Source organism: Candidatus Vampirococcus lugosii (genome assembly GCF_018420025.1).
In the GTDB taxonomy this organism is placed as follows: Bacteria; Patescibacteriota; Gracilibacteria; order Absconditabacterales; family Absconditicoccaceae; genus Vampirococcus; species Vampirococcus lugosii.
Window position 1 is genome coordinate 1 of the sequence record NZ_JAEDAM010000098.1, and the last position, 19,137, is coordinate 19,137.

General features: G+C 21.3%; 14 protein-coding genes. 6 read left to right on the plus strand and 8 right to left on the minus strand.

Annotation, left to right across the window (positions count from 1 at the left end; genetic code table 25):
- The 3 genes from VAMP_RS05200 to VAMP_RS05210 form a co-directional block, all read right to left on the minus strand.
- Positions 1 to 357, minus strand: a 357-nt coding sequence (locus VAMP_RS05200) for a hypothetical protein (protein WP_213349881.1), incomplete at its 3' end; no start/stop codon positions are given.
- A gap of 728 nt (positions 358 to 1,085) precedes the next feature.
- Positions 1,086 to 1,643 (minus strand): AAA family ATPase, encoded by a 558-nt coding sequence (locus VAMP_RS05205; protein ID WP_213349882.1) that lies wholly within the window; start codon positions 1,641 to 1,643, stop codon positions 1,086 to 1,088.
- A 26-nt stretch (positions 1,644 to 1,669) separates the two neighbouring features.
- A complete protein-coding gene (locus VAMP_RS05210) occupies positions 1,670 to 2,305 on the minus strand; it encodes a hypothetical protein (RefSeq protein WP_213349883.1) in 636 nt (211 codons plus the stop codon).
- Positions 2,306 to 2,369: 64 nt separating this feature from the next.
- Here VAMP_RS05210 and VAMP_RS05215 point away from each other — a divergent pair, with 64 nt between their 5' ends.
- The 3 genes from VAMP_RS05215 to VAMP_RS05225 are packed head-to-tail and all read left to right on the plus strand — an operon-like array spanning position 2,370 to position 5,842.
- Entirely contained in the window at positions 2,370 to 3,059 is a 690-nt protein-coding gene (locus VAMP_RS05215) for a prepilin-type N-terminal cleavage/methylation domain-containing protein (protein ID WP_213349884.1), read from the plus strand.
- Between the two features lie 47 nt (positions 3,060 to 3,106).
- Positions 3,107 to 5,302, plus strand: coding sequence for a RelA/SpoT family protein (locus VAMP_RS07220; protein ID WP_213349885.1), 2,196 nt, complete (start codon positions 3,107 to 3,109; stop codon positions 5,300 to 5,302).
- 24 nt (positions 5,303 to 5,326) lie between these two features.
- The gene (locus tag VAMP_RS05225) at positions 5,327 to 5,842 is read left to right on the plus strand and encodes a zinc ribbon domain-containing protein (RefSeq protein WP_213349886.1); all 516 of its coding nucleotides are present in this window, start codon (positions 5,327 to 5,329) and stop codon (positions 5,840 to 5,842) included.
- Between the two features lie 570 nt (positions 5,843 to 6,412).
- On the opposite strand, the gene VAMP_RS05230 is transcribed toward VAMP_RS05225, so the two are convergent.
- Positions 6,413 to 9,139, minus strand: a complete 2,727-nt coding sequence (locus tag VAMP_RS05230; protein ID WP_213349887.1) for an immunoglobulin domain-containing protein — start codon at positions 9,137 to 9,139, stop codon at positions 6,413 to 6,415.
- A gap of 446 nt (positions 9,140 to 9,585) precedes the next feature.
- Here VAMP_RS05230 and VAMP_RS05235 point away from each other — a divergent pair, with 446 nt between their 5' ends.
- The 3 genes from VAMP_RS05235 to VAMP_RS05245 are packed head-to-tail and all read left to right on the plus strand — an operon-like array spanning position 9,586 to position 13,708.
- On the plus strand, positions 9,586 to 10,794 hold the full coding sequence (locus tag VAMP_RS05235; RefSeq protein ID WP_213349888.1) for a GspE/PulE family protein: 1,209 nt from the start codon (positions 9,586 to 9,588) through the stop codon (positions 10,792 to 10,794).
- Positions 10,795 to 10,816: 22 nt separating this feature from the next.
- Positions 10,817 to 12,979 (plus strand): type II secretion system F family protein, encoded by a 2,163-nt coding sequence (locus tag VAMP_RS05240; RefSeq protein WP_213349889.1) that lies wholly within the window; start codon positions 10,817 to 10,819, stop codon positions 12,977 to 12,979.
- A 24-nt stretch (positions 12,980 to 13,003) separates the two neighbouring features.
- Positions 13,004 to 13,708, plus strand: a complete 705-nt coding sequence (locus VAMP_RS05245; RefSeq protein WP_213349890.1) for an MBL fold metallo-hydrolase — start codon at positions 13,004 to 13,006, stop codon at positions 13,706 to 13,708.
- A 46-nt stretch (positions 13,709 to 13,754) separates the two neighbouring features.
- Here the strand turns inward: VAMP_RS05245 and VAMP_RS05250 are convergent, their stop codons facing one another.
- The 4 genes from VAMP_RS05250 to VAMP_RS05265 form a co-directional block, all read right to left on the minus strand.
- Positions 13,755 to 15,377, minus strand: a complete 1,623-nt coding sequence (locus tag VAMP_RS05250; RefSeq protein WP_213349891.1) for a hypothetical protein — start codon at positions 15,375 to 15,377, stop codon at positions 13,755 to 13,757.
- A 261-nt stretch (positions 15,378 to 15,638) separates the two neighbouring features.
- Positions 15,639 to 16,280: a hypothetical protein gene (locus tag VAMP_RS05255; protein WP_213349892.1), complete on the minus strand. Its 642-nt coding sequence runs from the start codon at positions 16,278 to 16,280 to the stop codon at positions 15,639 to 15,641.
- 146 nt (positions 16,281 to 16,426) lie between these two features.
- Positions 16,427 to 18,094, minus strand: coding sequence for a hypothetical protein (locus tag VAMP_RS05260; protein ID WP_213349893.1), 1,668 nt, complete (start codon positions 18,092 to 18,094; stop codon positions 16,427 to 16,429).
- Positions 18,095 to 18,172: 78 nt separating this feature from the next.
- On the minus strand, positions 18,173 to 19,137 hold a 965-nt coding region (locus tag VAMP_RS05265), incomplete at its 5' end, for a hypothetical protein (protein ID WP_213349894.1).

Genomic DNA, 19,137 nt, shown 5'->3' on the forward strand with positions numbered 1-19,137 from the left:
ATTTTTATCTCAAACATTTATTTCAATTCTCTTTGAAAACTCTGGATTATCTAAATCACCTATAGTAACTGCATCATTATCACATTTAAGTTCTGCCCATCAATTATCATGAAACTTTATTGGTACAAATCTATCTATACTAATTCATTCTTTTTTACTTTTGTATTCTTGTGATACTCAATTTCAATCATTAATAGAAATCTTACACATTTTCCATCATTCAATTTTTATTGTAACATCTATTTCTTCTCATGGTTTCACTGTCTCACTAGATACACTTAATTCTGCAATATCTTGTCAATAAGATATTCAAGACAAAAAGAACATTCACATAAAAAGCAATCATATTTTCTTCATAATTATTATGGTAATAATATAAATAAATTTTATACTAATTTTTTAAATTAATTAGTATATCTAATATTATATTATTTTTTTTTATTTTTGCAAATACTTTTTTTAATAAATATATTACTAATCTTCTGCACCTAAATTAGAGAAAAGAGTGAATTTTGTTGATTCTGTAGTTGTTTTCTTTGATTTCTATTTCGGAAAAATTTTCAATTATGTAATATATATTCAACTACTTCTAACCAGGTATACATTATATTTTTTAGCTTTATATCACATATAATCTTCTTTTCTTAATTCTAATGAAACATTCTTTGTCATTTATTATTTTTTATCACCACCAAATAATATTTTCTCTTAGAGTTTGATTCAAATATCTTTACCATTCAATAGTAAAGTTTTCCTCTCATTTTCTTGCCTCCTTTCAGACTCATCTCTACCTCCTTTTTCAAGCTTCTCAAATAACTAATTGAGTTCTCTATCCATACTGTTTTTCACTTAATTTTTACATATCTATTTTTTCTCATACATACTATAAAGCATTTAAACTTAATTTTAATGCTTCCTTTATACATATTTTTTCATAAATTTCCAATAATTCCACCTTTTTTATTTATTGTTTTTATTAGTTCTTAATTAACTTTTCAAACTTTTTTTATCTTTTTACTGCAGAAGATTAGAAAAATTATATTATTTATACTTAAAAACAAATTTTAAAAATATTATAATAATTTTTATATAAGAGTATTTATATAATTTTTTATATCAATTGGAGATTTTGTTGCATCTATTGATATAAAATTATTTTGTAAACATTGATTTTTAAAGTTATTCATATAATTTAAAATTATATTTTGTTGTTGAATAGTATTTCACATTGGGTTATTTCTATCATTTTTATTAAATCTTTTTTTTAACTCGTTTGAATTAATATTCAAAAAGAAACATTTATCAAATAATTTACTAGCCTCAAATATATTTTCAGATAATCAAAATAAATAACAATTGTTGTTTTTATTTAAAAATAATTTTAAAAATTTAATATCCCATAAAAAATTATGATTTTTAAATCGTTTTTCATTAGCATTATTTTTAAATTTAACTATTTGATTTTTTTTATTATACCATTTTCCAACTCAAATTTCATCAGCATCATATAAATTAATATCTTTATTATTTTTTAAATTTTGGTATAAATAAGTTTTTCAAGAATATGATATTCAAGTAATTAATATAGATTTGTTAATTTTATTTTTTTTAATTAAATTTTTAGTATTTATATATATATTCATATTTGAATTATTTTCATATTTTAAATTTATTCATCACCTGATTCATCACTTGATTCTCAGTCTGATTCTTCTACTTGTTCTTTTTGAATTTTCTTTTGTCTTCTATTAAAATTTAGTTGTGTGCTAAATATTAAAGCTGTAATTGCAGGTAATATTATAAGAATAGGTGTAAAAGTTAATAAATGATACATAAAAGAATTTTTTTCAAAAGTTTCTATAAGAGCTATCATAGTTTCAGTATTAAAAATATCTGATCAATATATTACTACACTTAATCAAATTATTATACTTACTACTGTAAGTGGTGCAAAAATTATTCATAATAAATATTTAATTATTTTATTTTCAGAAACTCAAATTGATATTTTTGATTTTGTAAATACTAAAATTAATGATAGTAAATATATTCATAATATTATCATCTCTTTATTATTTAATATATCGTTTATAAGTTTTTCTTGATTTTTCAAAAAACTTAATTCAAATTTTCATTGAAATATTAGATGATAAAAATCAAATCATAAATGCATTGCTAATGCAATTGAAATAAGCAAATAATTTCATATAATAATTCTTATCATTTTATTAACTCATATAAACATAGAGAAAATCAGTAGTATTCATACCATTCATATAAAAAAAAAGTCATAATTGTCTTGCATAGTCTTGAAATAATATTATAAATATTTATATATGAGTTATATTTATACATATATATATAAAAATATGATTTTTTCAAATAAAAAAGCTTTCACTTTGATAGAATTAATTATAACAACTATAATAATATCAACATGAGTTTTATGAATTGTTAGTGTTATAGATTATGGTTTCAAAGCTATATCTATAATAAGACAAGATGTTATAGCAACTAATCTTGCTAGAGAATGAATAGAATGAGTTTTTAATATTAGAGATACTAATTGGTTTAGATGGTCTGGTAGGAGGGATCAATGTTGGCTATTGGAAGATCCTTTATGAGCAAGCTCAGACTGTCAAAGTGAAGATTGGATATGATCTTGAAATTATATTTTATCTTGAACTACTCAAAGTTGACAATTATATAATTATTTAAGTGGTTCTTCTTCAACATTAAATCTTGATGATTGATATAATGTTTCTCAAGACGGAGAATTTGCTTTATGTTCTGAAACTTGAAAAACATGGCATCCTTGTCCTGGGCAAGATAATACTTCTCCAGAAGGAAGATTTTTCCGTATGATACAAGTAAAATGATTGTATAATAAAGAAGATGGTAGTACTTTAAATTCTTGTTCTAATTGAAATGATACTACTCCTAATGATTGTTGAGATGAGACTGCAAAAGAGCTTGTATTTTGTTCTATAGTTGAATATACTTGAAATGGATGAGGTAAAGTTGAATTATGTAGTAGTATTACTAATTTTAAAGATTAGTATTTAAATACTATATATATTTAAAATTAAAATAAAAAGTTAAAATTATGGATATAATTACTTTGGAAAATTTTTTGAATTATGAACCTATATTTAATAAAGATCCTATTTTTTTATTGAATGAAATTAAAGAAAAAGCTTGAAAATATTTAAGTTCAGAAGATTTAAAATGAATAGATAAAGCATATGATTTTGGAAAAATGGCACATGAATGACAAATGAGACAATCATGAGAAATATATTTTACTCATCCATTGAAAGCCACACTTTTTCTTATGAAAATAAGACCTTGATTAAAAAGTATTCAAGCTTGTATATTACATGATGTTATAGAAGATACTAAATATACTTATGAAGATGTAAAAAAAATATTTTGAGAAGATGTTGCAAATCTTTGTTACTGATTAGAAAAAGTTTCCAAAGTTAGATATGAATGACAGGATAGGAATTTGGAAACATTAAAAAAAACTTTTTTGGCTATGTGAAGAGATTTGAGAGTTATATTTATAAAACTTGCTGATCGTATTCATAATATTCAAACATTACAGTTTCATCCAAAAGAAGAAAAAAGACTTAGAATAGCAAGAGAAACTTTAAAAATATATGTTCCTATAGCTCAAAGATTATGATTATCTGTTTTTCAAAATTATTTGGAAAATTGAGCTTTTTATATATTAAATCCTAAATGATTTACTAAAATTTTTAATCATATCAAAAAAAGACACTGAACTAATAATTCTTTTTATGTTAATGAAGGTATGAAAGAAATTGATGAACTTTTGAAAGAAAATTGAATAACAAATTTTAAAATAATGTGAAGATTAAAAAGTCCATATAGAATATATAAAAAGTTAAAAAAATATTCTACTGATGATCCAAATAAAATAATGGATGTATTAGCTTTTAGAATTATTGCTGATTCTCTTGCTGATTGTTATTCAATTTTGTGATTAGTGAATAATAAGTATACTCCTTTAATCAAGAAAATTAAAGATTATATTGCATTACCAAAAGCTAATTGATATAGAAGTATTCATAGTACTGTTATTTGAATGTTTAATTTCCCAGTAGAAATTCAAATAAGAACACAAGAAATGGATTATTTTGCTGAATTTTGAGTTGCTGCACATTTTGCATATAAAGAAAAATGATGACCAGTTTCTATATCTTTGGAACAATCAAAATGGATACAAAAATTACAAGAACTTGTAAATTCTTTTAAAGAATGAAAAGAAAATGAAAATTTTAAAAATACTTTGGAAATAGAGTTGTTAGATAAAAATATTTTTATATATACTCCATCTTGAGATGTTATAGAAATGCCTTCATGAAGTACAGTTTTAGATTTCGCTTTTAGAATACATACGGATGTTTGATTAAAATTTAGAGCTGCTTTTGTTGACGATAAAATAGTTCCTATTGATTACAAACTAAAAACATGAAATATAGTTTCTATCAAGACATATAAAAGAAAATATTCTGCATCAATTTCTTGGTCCAAATTTTTACATAATCCATCATCTAAATCAAAATTAAGTAGATTTATAAGACAAAATGAGATTAAAGATAATATTATAAATGCAAAAGAACAATTAAATGTTATGCTTAATTTTTATTGACTCCCTTCTTTATTAGATAAAGAAAATAAAATATTAAAACAAAATTCTGAAACAAAATTAAATAATTTATTATTAAGAATTTATGATAAACAAATATCTCCTCTTAAACTTATCAAAAAATATTACAATATAATTTCTGATAATAAAGAAAAAGAAAAAAAGGTTGTTCCTACATTTTGTAAAATGGATAAAATAATAATAGAATGATATAAAGATTTATATTATTATAAATGTCCTGAATGCAATCCCAGTTGTCCAGATAAAATTGTAGGTAAAGCAACTAGAGATTGAGTAAAAATACATTCTATAAAATGTAAAGCATTAAAAAATATATCTTATGACAAATTGCTTGAAGCACATTGGGATTGACAAGAATATAATAAATATTATCTAAAAATTGAATTACTTGCAAAAGATAGTCCATGAGTTCTTATACAAGTTATTTCAATTTTTTCAGAACTTAGTATTAATATATCAAATATAAATGTTTATATGAAAAAGGATTGATATTCTTGATTTAATATAGAATTAGAATTTGATAATCCATCCAAGATACATTTTGTAATAAAAGAGTTGAAAAATAAAACTGAATTAGTAAAACTAGTGTCTAAAGAATTATTTTAATACTTAATTAATTATATAATAATTATGGAAAATACAGAACTTATAGAAAATAATGAAGTAAATGAATCAAATGAATTTATTTGAGAAAGTTTGGAAGAAGTACAAACAAATGTTTTTGATCAATTACAAGAATATTGATTTTTGGATTGGTTTGTTACTTGATTTGTTTCTATTTTAGTTTATATTTGGGTTTGGTCCATTTTATGGACGACTAAAGATATTTCTTCAAGAACATATAATATATTTTTACAAATATTTAGTATTGTAATAGTTGCAGTTTTAACTCCAGTTTTTTGACTTCCTATATATTTTTTAATAAGACCTAATAGATTTAAATTTGATCAAATTTACTGGAGAGAAGCATTAGCAATTTTAGTAATAAAATGTGAATATTGTTGAGAACATAATCATAAAGACAATAAGTTTTGTGTACATTGTTGAAGTAATATTGTAACAACTTGTAAAGAATGTAAATCTATTTATCCAAAAAATAATGAATATTGTTATAAATGTTGAGCTCCTAATTTAGAATTAGATTAATACCTTATCTGTTTTAAAATAACAGAAAATACTATAAAAAAATTAAAATTTAAAAAATCAAACTTTTATATTAAAATATTTTGTTTTATTTATTTTTTTCAATCAATTTGTTTTAATTAATCTTTGAGAATATTTTTGTTTTCAAATTAAAATTATTTCAATAAAAAGATTATTTAATAATTAAAAATTTTTGCAAATTAATTAATAAAAAATTAGTTATATTTCTATATTTTTATTCCTATAAGATTCAACAAAATAATGAGTGATATAAGTTTTTCAATTATATTTACGATTACTTTTTTTAAATAAGTATATTATAATTACTTAAAACAATAAAACACAAAAAATAATATATTACAATAAAAGACCATAATTTAAAGAAGAAACATAATAATATTCAATACTACAAAAGTACTATTTTTTACAAAGATGAGTTTAATGTATATTAATATATAAAATGTAAATAAACATCAAGAAAAATATTTTTATATTATAATATATTTAGATAAAATATATAAAATAACAAAAAAAGAATCCACAATAAAGGATTCTTTTTTGTTAAATCAAGGACTATCTTCTTTGTATATTTAAATGATCCAACATAGATCTAGCTCAAGGTGGTAGATTATTCCAAATAGAAGGATTTGATTCTACCAATAATGAAGCTCATTCATAAATATCATCATCACTTGCTCATCATCAATCAAACCAAGTTTCTATATTTGATCTTCTATTATTAATTAAATCATCAATTCATCATCATCTAAGTATTCATTTTATTTTAAGTCTTCAATCACTAATCCAAGATTTATTTAAATTATTATTTATAAGTCTTTCTTGTTTAAAATTTTTATCTGTTAAGAATATTCATTCAACTTCTTGTAAAGAAGAATAATTGTTTAAATCAAATTTAATATTTCAATTTACGACTACAAACATTCAATTATTATTTTTTAAATTTCAATTGATTGTTAAATTTCAACCTATTACTATTAAAGTATAAGGATTTGATGAAATATTACTTGAAATAGTAATATCATTTTTACAAAGATAAATTTCTTCTGACGGAACTTTTTTACATCAAGAAGGATTAGTTACATTTTTAACAGCTAAATTTTTATAATCTTTTACAAAATCTTTCAAAATATTTTCTATAGATTCTGAATCAAACTTATCAGAAGAAGATATTATTGAATCAACACTTGTAGATATATTATCTCAATTAATTTTATAAAATTTTTCAAAAGTATTATCATTTGTAGATAATATTGCTCATTTTTGCATCAAATAAGGTTTAGTTACTGGAAAATTATACTCACAAATTCTATTTGATAGATTAACATTTCTCCAATTAGATCAATCACAAATTTTATAATTTTCAACTTTAATACTTACTTTATGTTCTCAATATTTTCAATCAACCATAGATTCTTTCAAAATCATAGCAATAGAACCATCAGAAATAGATTCTCATAAACTTCAAGATCTAAATCAATTTAATAAGTTTTTATTAAATTTTCAATCTCTTCAAATACAATTCTTTAACTCAGAATATATTACTCATCAAGCATTTTCAATTTTCAATCTACATTTTGCATTATTTTTTATAGCTCACAAATTACTTGAATCACAAGTTGATCAGTATCTTTCTTCATTTTCCATTGCCCACCATATAGGAAGATATTCTCAAACTTGAATACTTGGCGGGTCTATCCATTTACATTTAGCAGGTTCTACAAAAATTTCTCTATCTGGATCTCATGGATCTCATGGATCTCATGGATCACCTGGATCTCATGGATCACCTGGATCACCTGGATCTCATGGATCACCTGGATCTCATGGATCACCAGGATCTCATGATCAAGCTACACAAACTACTAATTTTATTGCTCAATTATTTTTACATAACCATTCAATCCTTGGAAATCAACTATCTTTCCAATCACTAAAACTAGGTATATCTCAAAGATGAGTTGCTCAAGATGGACCACAAAAATCTCATTTCCAATCAGTATCAGAATCAGTATAATTTCATTCAGCTGGTCCACAATAAACTGGTACACCTCATCAACCTGGAGGCTCATCATCACTTACTGTAATAGCTCATTGACATGCTCAAGCTGTTTCCCATCATTGACCCGCATTATTTACTTCACATCTTGTATCATAATCTCAAGTATTACTAAATGTATAATTAAATTGTCAATTAGAATTTGTATTTACTAAACTTCAATTCACATACATTCTATATTCATCTACATTTGTTCAAGCACATGTAAAATTTACACTTTCTCATTCCTCTACAGTTTTATTCTGAGGACTTAAACTATCACATACATAATCATCTTCATCATCACTTACTGTAATAGCTCATTGACATGCTCAAGCTGTTTCCCATCATTGACCCGCATTATTTACTTCACATCTTGTATCATAATCTCAAGTATTACTAAATGTATAATTAAATTGTCAATTAGAATTTGTATTTACTAAACTTCAATTCACATACATTCTATATTCATCTACATTTGTTCAAGCACATGTAAAATTTACACTTTCTCATTCCTCTACAGTTTTATTCTGAGGACTTAAACTATCACATACATAATCTTGCAAATCAGGTATAGTACAATCAGATTGACAATTTGAATGATATCAAGGATTATTAGAATCTGTAATTCAAGGATCACATTTTTCTCCATATTCAGATTGAAATTCACCATCTCAACAATATGAAATTCAATGAAATGCACACTCTTTATGAGAGATAGGATTATCTAGATCAGGTGGTCAATCTAACTGAGTATAATAAGTAATATCATAATCAACTCTTATTCAAAGTTGATTAGGGTTTGCTGTTTTGGAAACTCAATCAAGAATTAAATTAGAAGAGGATTTCAATAAAGTTGTTTGTTCTCATGGGAAATACATAAAAATAGGTTCTCAAAGAGGATTATCTTCTGGTGCTGAATAAGTATCATTTGGAAAATAATATTCAAAATTTTCTGGAAAATTCCAATATATATGAGTATTTTGAAGATTATACCAATTAACACTATATTCTCACCATTTATGAATTAGATTTGATTGAGAATTTGAATTTTTAAAATCATCATATAAACGATATTCTCTTTTATGATAAAGATCTTTTCAAATAAAACACTGATCACAAGCATTAGTATTTTGTCAGTTTAATAAAGGATCAGAACATTCTATTTCATCTAATAAATCAATATTTCAAAAAGAGAATGAAAAAGAAAAAAATATAACAACCAATAATATATATTTTTTCATATACTTTTTATACTATATATATAAATATAAAATTTAATTAAAAATTTTAAATATCTTATACATAAAAAAATATAAAAATCAATATATTTTATATATTTATGCAAATAATGTTAAAATAACAACACTAAATAATACCCAAAAATAAAAAAGTATTAAAAGTATTGTATAAACTTAATAAATGAGTATATTTTAAATTAAAATCCTTAAGATTAAATCCATAATCATTTTTTAAATTTGTTTCAGAATATACTAATATTATATACTTGATATAATACAAATCAGAAACTAAATTATTGACTATTTTTGAATTTTAAACATAATAACAAAAAATAGGAATTATTTAAAATATTTTCTTAAAAAAAGAATTAAGTTTTGACAAAAAAAAATATATTATTATAATTAATTGTAAGTAAATTTTTTAATTCATATTTTAATAAATTAACTATATGTTTAAACAAATAGAAACTATAGATGATTTTAAAATTTTTGTTGATGATATAATAAGAGAAGCTATTGAACTAAATGCTTCAGATGTTCATATTGAACCACAAAAAGAAATTTTTCAGATAAGATATCGTATAGATTGAGAAATTTTTAAATTTTATTCAATTTCTATAGAAAATAAAGATAATTTAATAGCTAGAATAAAAATTTTGGCAAAACTAAAAATTGACGAATCAAGAAGACCTCAAGACTGACAAATAGAATATGAATATCAAAATAATAATTGAAACATTGAAGATATAGATATGAGAATTTCTACTTTCCCAACCATAAATTGAGAAAAAATAGTAATGAGAATACTTAAAAAAGATCCTAAATTATTAAATATAAATTCATTATGATTTATGCAATATAATCTTGACTCTATTAAAAAAACTTTACAAAATAAAGAATGATTGATATTAATATCAGGTGGAACAGGTTCTGGTAAAACAACTACACTTTATTCTATGTTAAATAGTTATGATCCAGAAAAATTTAATATATCTACATTGGAAGATCCTGTTGAATACAAAATTGCTTGAATAAATCAATCTCAAGTAAAAAATGATATTTGATATGATTTTTCTCAATGATTAAAAACATTGCTTAGACAAGATCCAGATATTATATTGGTATGAGAAATAAGAGATAGAGAAACTGCTAAACTTGCTATTGAAGCTTCAATGACGGGTCATTTAGTATTTGGAACTATTCACTCAAACAAATGAGTTTGAGTAATAGAAAGACTTGTTAATATGTGAATTGAACCATATTTAATAGCATCATCGTTAAAGATGGTATTATCTCAAAGATTAGTAAAAAAAGTATGTAGTAAATGTGCTCAAAACACTGAAATAAGTGATGAAGAGAAAAAAATATTACAAACTTGACTATGATCAGTATGGAATTCTATAGAATCAAAAATTCAATTAAAAAAATGAGAAGGTTGTAAAAAATGTTTACAAACATGATATTCTTGAAGAATAGGAATACATGAAGTTACTATTATAGATAAAGATTTTAGTCGTGCTATAAATAAATGAATAAATAATGAAATATGGACAGAGCTTTGTAAGAAAAAATGATATTTAAGTTTATATCAGGATGCATTAATAAAATCTGCATATTGATTTATAAGTTTAGCTAATTCTGCACAATATAACAATTAATTTATATATCAAAATTATTTAGATGGATATTAAAAAATTAATAAATTATATTTCAAAAAATATAGATTATATTTCGAACGATGATATAACTATGATTATTGATTGAAAATATAATGATTTTTTCAAAAGCATAAATGATAAATATGTTAAAGAAAAAGACAAAAAAAAGAAAAAAAAATATTTGGAAATAATAGAATTTATAAATATATTTCTGGAAGATTATGAAAAAAACTGATATAAATATAATTATGATTTATCAAAAGAATATGAACATTTTTTATATTGGTTTAATTATTATTTAAATAATAATAAACTTACAAAAGTAAACCAAGTTATTAATGATATTGAAAAATATTTTTGACAAGAATATTCATCCAAATTATATAAAAAATATAATAAAATTAAACAAAGATATGAATTAGAACAAAAAAAAATAGAAATAAAATCAATAAAAAATAATGAATTAAAAACTATTGAAAAACTTATAGCTAATTGAAATTATTCAGAAGCTATGTCTAGTTGTTTAAAATATGCACAAGAATACGATGATGAAAAAACTATTAATAAATATATTGATAAAATAAATCAAAATAAAACTAATAAATTATATGAACATACTAAAGATGATAATAAAGATTTTTTTGAAAAAATTGGTATGATTGATATCTACAAAGGAAATAAAGATAAAGATAATGGTAATTTCAAAAAAAATGATATAAAATTTTTATACAAAAAATTAGATAATTTGTATTCAAATAGTCATTTAGAGGATTGAATTTCATTAATAAATTATATGAGTGAAACTTATGAATTATATGATAAAAAATTATCTAAATATAAATCAAAATTTCTTGACAAAAAAAGAGAAATTGAATCAAATAGTCAAAAAAATGATTATAATTTTGAATTAAATAGTCTTAGATTAATGTTTAAAAATAAACAATATCAAGATTGTTTAATTAAAGCAAATAATATTTTAAAAAGATATCCTATGATATCAAAAATAGAAATTTTAAATATAATAAAAAAAGTAAAAAAGGAAAAATATAATATAACAAAAAATAGTTGAAAACAATCCTTTGAAGCAAAAGTTGAAAATTTTTTAATAAACTTATCAAATCTAAATAAAAAAGGTATTGATGAATTTTATACAAAAATGGCTTGGTTTCTATGAGCAAATATGGATCTTAAACTTTCTATTCAAGTAATATATGCACAAACTAAAGATTATTGATTAAAAAAATTTATAAGAGAAATGCTGGAATGAATAGATACAGGTATTAAAATGTCTGATATTATGAAATGGTATAAGCAAATTTCTGAAATGGATATATCTTTAGTAAAAATATGAGAAAACACTTGAAAATTATGAGATATGTTTGAAAGTATTGCAAAACATAAAGAAGAAGCTAGCGAAAGAAGAAAAAAAATAAAATCTGTTATGATTTATCCCATTATTGTAATAAGTATTACAATAATTATTTTTATATGACTTTTAGTTTTTGTTCTTCCTCAATTTACAACATTGTTTAATCAAGTATGAATGGAAATGCCCGCACTTACACAAGCTATGATGTCAATAAGTAATTTTTTGAAAACAAAATATTATTTAGTAATATTATTTATTGTATTATCTATAATGTTTTTTAAATTTTTGTGAAAAACAAATATCGGTAAATACATATATTCATATATGGCATTAAAAATGCCAGTTGTTAAAGAAGTAGTTTATAGAAATTATGTAATACATTTGATGTGAAATTTATCTCTTATGTTAAATGCAGGTATTAATTTATTGGAAGCATTAGATATAGTTGCATCTTGAACAGCTAATAAATTATATAAAGATGAATTTAGAAGAATAAGATTTGAATTGGAATCTTGAATTACTTTTAGTAAAGCTGTATGACTTGGTTGAGTTAATAATGCATCTAATTATAATAATATTTATGTACCTATAGATTGAGCATATGCCATTGATATATGAGAAAGAACATGACAATTATGAAAATTATTATGAGATACAGCAGATCGTTATGACAAAGATTTAAAATTAATAATTAAAAATTTACAAAGCTTGATGGAACCATTTGTAATTTTATTAGTTTGATGAGTTGTATTTATGTTTGTTTTATCTATATTTTTACCTATGATACAAATGTATCAAGCTATATGATCATTATAAAATTTAATTATAGCAAATAAAATTATGAATAGTATAATAAAAAAAGTTAAAATGGGTATAGCAAATGTATATTTGATAAATACAGAAAAAGGATTTATATTAGTTGATTCAGGTATGAAAAATAAAATAAATAAACTTGAAAAAACTTTAAATAAAATTGATGCTAAATTAAAAGATATCGTTCTTATCGTAATAACTCATGTCCATTATGATCATGTATGAAGTTTATATCAGTTAAAAGAAAAAACTAATGCAAAAATATTAATTCATAATAAAGAAAAAAATATATTACAAAAGGGTAAAACTAATTTTCCTAAATGAACTATGTTTATATTTAAAATAATATCTAAATTTGGAAGTTTTATTTCAAAAGGTAGTTTTAGACCTGTAAAAGCTGATATTGTAATAAATAATTTTTGTGATTTAAAAGAATATTGAATTAATGCTAAAATTATACATACTCCATGACATACAAGTTGATCTATAAGTGTTATTGTTGAAGATAAATATATTATTTGTGGTGATACTTTTTTTAATCTTTTGCCTAATTGTGTATATCCACGATTTGCAAATGATGAAAAAACATTATTAAAAACTTTTGTTAAAATAAATAAATATAATTTTGAAAAATTTTTTCCTGGTCATGGAGATATTTTTGGTAAAGAAAAATTTATAAAAACATTAAATTCATCTTTAGTAAAAAATAAATTAGCAAAAACTAATTTATAAAAAATCCTTGATTAAATCAAGGATTTATATTTTTAAATCTTAAAAATTATTTAACCATTAAATAATAATTTCAAAAATCTTGTAATATTTCTTTTAAGTTTTTTGAATCATAATTTACACCTTTTATCATATTATATACTTCATCAATACTATTTGCACTAATATTTCAATCATTACTTTCAAGTTCTGCTATCAAAGCATATCATTTATTCTCTTCTCAATCAGAATTAAGTGAAATATAATAATAATTTTTTCAATCCAAAGGATCATTAGGTAAACTATCCATATATCTAGGAATAAGATAATCTTGTATTTCACTAACTTCAATTATTCAATCACTTTCAGGATAAATTCATCTATCATAATGGTAAATTGACAAAGCTGTTCAAATTTGTCAAATATTTGCAAATCTTGCAGCATCTCTAGATTGAGCTTGAGCATATGTACGATCAGGAACTGATGTAGATAAAAACATTCATAATCAAACAATTCATCAAGCTATTAAATATGGTGTTTCAATATCATTATATGAACTAAAATTAGGTAATTGAAAGAATTCATTATCTTTTGCTTGTACATAATTTGAAGGAATTATATGTTCAAAATTATCTATTTCATAATTAATATTTAAATTATAAGAAAACATTTCTTCTCACATTGAATTTATATTAAATTTAGATTTTATTTCATTATCTTTATAAGAAAACATTTTATCCAAATTTATAATTTCTTCTTTATCAGTATTTTCTGTTCATGCTGATCATTGTAGATCAATGTTTTCCCAAGCTGAAAAATCTCATTCAATATCCAAATAATATAAATCATCATATTCTTTTAAATTTCCAGATATTTTTAGATAATCATTATTATGATTTAAATTTCATTTAATAAATGAATCACCTATTTCTTCAATAGGTTCTATAGAAAGATTAAGATCAGTATTATTATAAGATAAATCTCATGATAAAGATGAAGATAAGATATGTTTTTCTTCTCAAGAATTAATTTCATAATAATTAAAAGTAGAATCTAAATAATTATTTTCATATAATATTTTATATTTATTATTAGAGATAATGTCTAATCAAGTAAATTTAATAGGGATATTTGTAATTAAATCTAAACTAAAATAATCTATTTTATTATCAATAAATTTAATTTTTGAAGAAATATCAAATTCATTTCAATTATTTAATTGAAAGTTTAAATCAAAATTATACATTTCATTTTCTTTCTCAAGTTTTCAAATTATTTTAACTTCTTCAGTATCAAAATTTAAATCATATTTATTATCATCATATTTATATAATATATTTCATACAATTTCATTTTGAAATTTTGAAACTAGTTCAAAACTTCAAGAATCTTGATTTCATTCTCATTCCCAAGTAATTTTTTCATATAAATTTTCCAAATTTCATACTGTATTATAATTTATTATTTTATCGTCTTTTATATCAATATTTAAGTTTGCATTTCATCATGAATTTTCAGATTCATAATTAAACTTTATATTTCAAAAAACTTCATCTTCAAAATTTAAATTTGCATTAAATTCCAAATTTTCTCATGCCATTTGCAAAAATGTAGGTGAAAACTTGAATGAAAGTTTGTTATTTTGATATTCAGAATTTAATCAAATCATAGGAGATTTAAGATTATAAGACAATATTTCTCAATTTTGATAAGATAAATCAAAAATAAAAAATCAATCATAATGTAAAGTTTCTATATCTCATTCATTTGTAACATATAATTGTTTTTGTACAAATTTATTTGCATTAGATATATATTCTTTACAAATTGAAGAATTAAATTCAATAAATTGAAGTTCTGTATATTCATCTTTTGAAGAATTATATAAATCAACAAATATATCACAATTATCTTCTTTTATAGATAAATATTTTTTATCTCATTCATTATCAAATTATTCAAATAAAAGTTTATAAGATCATTTACTAAAAAATAAATTAAGTAATTCCTCATCAATTCAATATTTTTCAAAATAAGCATTAGGATTTGAACTTACTAATCATTTGATTAATCATACAATCAAATCATTATTTGCCAAATCTCATATCATTTGTATTATAAATTTTGAATTATCTATTTTTGTATAATCATCATTATTATTAGTATTTCCAAAAATTTCTTCCAAAAATTCAGATTCTCAAAATTTATAATAAACTGATTCTTCATTTGAAATTAAATCAAGATTAGATATTTCAACTTTTTCTTCTCAGAATCAATCTTTGAGAATAAATGATAAATTATTTGCTGATAATCTTTGCTTTAATCAATTATCCATAGACAAAATACCTAAATCAGAACCTGAAAAAGAAATTTCAAAATTATCTATAGAACTATTTAAATCAAAATTAACATCAGCTTTTAAATTTATAGAATTATCACTTTTTTCATTTTTATTAAAACTTATATTATTAATAATATCTTTAATATTATCTTTAATATCAGAAAATCTTCAATCTAATGAAAAATAATAAGCTAAAATTCAAAATATAGCTCAAATCAATAATATAAATCATACAATATATTGTTTCCTAGTCATTTTTAAAATAAATTTATATCAAAATAAAATAGTATACATACAAGTGTATACTATTTTTCAGTATAATTAATTTACATATTTTTTCAACTAAAAATTTGTATATTAAAAATAAAACAACTAATTAATTTTATTATAACTAAATAAATTTAATCTCTTAACAATCTTGATTCTATACCATTAGGTTGTATTATAAAAGAATTTCTTCTCCATCTATCACTGGAATCACTACAATTAACTCAATCAGTTCATTTTCAATTAGGTTTACAGTCCCAAGCAAAAAGTTGTCTCATTCATATTATGTCTTTATAATTATTATATGCAGTATCTCAAATAGATCTTTTTATCATTTTTTCTCTACTATCAGTAGGTCTTTGTGGTGAATTTAATAATGCCATCCTTCAATTAATATATAATTTATTATTAATTTTATTATCAGTATCAGTTCAAACTAATAATCAATTTATAAAATAATCTCAATATAAATAAAGTCATTCAGTTACTCATGTTGATGTAGTATAAAATCAATCTTTATCAATATCAACTTTACTTCATATATCAATCTTAATAACTCATCAATCTATAAAAACTTGTAAATTAGAATTTCATGCTTTTTGATTTTTCTTAATAGTAAGATTTCAATTTTTGATTAGAATTATATTATCAACACTACTTGATGTTAGATCATAATCTAAAACAACATCTTGACCATCTATACAAAATAATTCTCTATCTTTATTTCAAGAATCAATACCTATTGGTCAACTTGTATCATCCCATTGTCATCTACATAGATCAGATGCATTTTTTTTCAAAGTATTCATAGATGAGGATAGATTTACAGTTTTTCATCATATATTAAATGCTTGTTGTTGTGTTGCATCATCTCCAAGCTGTCACAATCTTGAAATAACGGATCTTCTTGAAGCCTCTGATCATTGTTCTCAAAGATAATATCATCACAATATTCATATAACACTAGATACTACTTGCATCACAGATCAATGATTTCTTGTAATACAATTTTGATTAATATCATCGTTATATATAGATCATGTAAATATTAATCTTTTATCTTTATCACTATCAGGATCAAATTTATGTATCAAATCAATTATTGAGTTATCATTTGTTTCAGCAAATAAATCTTCCATACATTTTCTATGATTAACTTTACCTCAAACAAATCATACTCACCGTAAACTATCATAAATAAGACCTACAGGTGTATTGTTATATAATGAAAAACTATCTGCATAATCATTATTAGTAGATCTATTAGTATTATAATCATATTCTCTTCAAGCTTGAATAAAAAAATCTTCAGCATAAAATGCACCTAAATCTCAATATTCAATATGACCAAAAATTGATGTTGGCTCAACACCTTGCCCCCTACAATTTGAATAAAATCATCAATCAAAATCATATCACATATTCATTCATCATGAAAGTGAACCACTCATATATTCATAATTATATTCATCTATAGCATATAATGTACTTCATCTCAAAGGATTAAAATAAAATCATCTCAACTGCTCTTCACAAGTAATTGAATCAGAACTATTTTCAATTTTTAAAGTTTTAGATGAAGCCATATCATCTATATCAGTTAGTATCATAAATCATCAAAAATCATTTCAAACTCAATTATCATGCAAAACATAAAAATGCATTTCTGAAACATTTCAACTAAGAGCTTGAGCTAAATCCTCAAATTCAAGTATTCAAAAAGAATGTGTAGCTCAAATTCAAAGTATAGATAGTAAAAATGTAATAAACATATATTTGATATACAATATTTTTATTTTCATATTTATTTTTATTTAAGTAAATTAAAAATTTATATAAATTAAGTATATAGAATATAATTAAATTTGTCAAGTATTTTTTTAATTTACTTTTATATTATCTAAACTTGATTTTATTCTAATAATTTCATAAGATAAATTGATAAGATCAATTATATCTTTTTCAGATGAAGATTGAATAAATCAATTTTGAGTTTTTAGCAATAAATCGTTTATATCTAAACTATTTTTTCAAATATTTTTGATATCTATAAATCATTGACAAAATGATTCAAAATTATTTTTAAACATATTTTTTAAATATTTAAATTCATTCAATTTTTCATCATCTAAATTATATTTGGAAATATCTATCCCTTCCTCATCAAAAATATTATAATAACTTATCAAGATTAATATAAATTTAAAACTATTTAATAATATATTTATATTTTTATATAAATCATCGTTTATTTTATAAATATTTAAATTTTTTTCAAGACAGTCTATTTGAGAAAGAAAATTATTCATACCAAAAATAGATATTTCTTCTTTTAAAGTTTCAATTTTATCTGTTAAATATTCAACATAAACTCTTTTTTTCTCAATCAATAAAATATTTTCTAGATCATTAATATTAATTCATTTTTTATATAATCATTTTTCTTTTAATTTATCAAAAATCATATCTGAAGAATTCCAAATATAACTTAATTGTATACTATTTATATAATTTTCTTCAATATGATTATATAATGTATATTTCAATACTATTAAATAAAGTTTATCTAAATAATTTAAAATATCATATTTATCTCTTATTTTTTTTGTATATTTTTTTTCATTTATTAATGAGTTTATAGTTTTACAAAAACCAAAATATTCATTATAATATTTATTTCAAAATTTAGATTTTTTTGATATAAAGTCTATTTTAGTTTTAAGTTTAATAAAGATTAATCTTATATCAAAAAAATCTATTCATTTATTTTTTCCCTCTTGTATAGCATTTATTAAATAATTATAATTAAATTCAGATGGTTCATTCAAAAAAACATTAAATATAA